At 54.0% G+C, this 713-nt stretch carries 1 protein-coding gene; it reads left to right on the forward strand.

The features are described 5' to 3' along the window. The coding region (locus tag DSM107010_RS37900) for a photosynthetic reaction center family protein (RefSeq protein WP_127025467.1) at positions 1 to 713 on the forward strand (713 nt) is incomplete at both ends.

Consider the following 713-nt stretch of genomic DNA (forward strand, 5'->3'; position numbering starts at 1 on the left):
CTCGGGGGCTTGTGGGCATTTGTCGCCTTACACGGAGCATTTGCGCTGATTGGATTCTGCCTGCGGCAGCTAGAAATTGCCCGCTTGGTCGGCATCAGACCATACAACGCATTAGCATTCACTGGACCAATTGCGGTGTTTGTCAGCGTCTTCTTGCTCTACCCCTTAGGACAGTCCGGCTGGTTTTTTGCACCTTCATTTGGAGTCGCGGCAATTTTCCGCTTCTTGCTGTTCTTCCAAGGGTTCCATAACTGGACGCTCAACCCGTTCCACATGATGGGAGTAGCGGGAGTACTAGGTGGAGCGCTGTTGTGCGCGATTCACGGGGCGACGGTGGAAAACACCCTGTTTGAAGACGGCGATAGCTCCAACACCTTCCCCGCCTTCAACCCGACTCAATCGGAAGAGACCTATTCGATGGTGACGGCAAACCGTTTCTGGTCGCAGATTTTCGGGATTGCCTTTTCCAACAAGCGCTGGTTGCACTTTTTCATGTTGTTCGTGCCTGTAACTGGACTGTGGATGAGTGCAGTGGGAGTCGTCGGCTTGGCAGTGAACCTGCGGGCATATGACTTCGTCTCTCAAGAGCTGCGGGCAGCAGAAGACCCCGAGTTCGAGACTTTCTACACCAAGAACATTCTGCTCAACGAGGGCATCCGTGCTTGGATGGCTCCTCAAGACCAACCCCACGAAAACTTCGAGTTCCCTGAGGA

Source organism: Chroococcidiopsis cubana SAG 39.79 (assembly GCF_003991895.1).
In the GTDB taxonomy this organism is placed as follows: domain Bacteria; phylum Cyanobacteriota; class Cyanobacteriia; order Cyanobacteriales; family Chroococcidiopsidaceae; genus Chroococcidiopsis; species Chroococcidiopsis thermalis.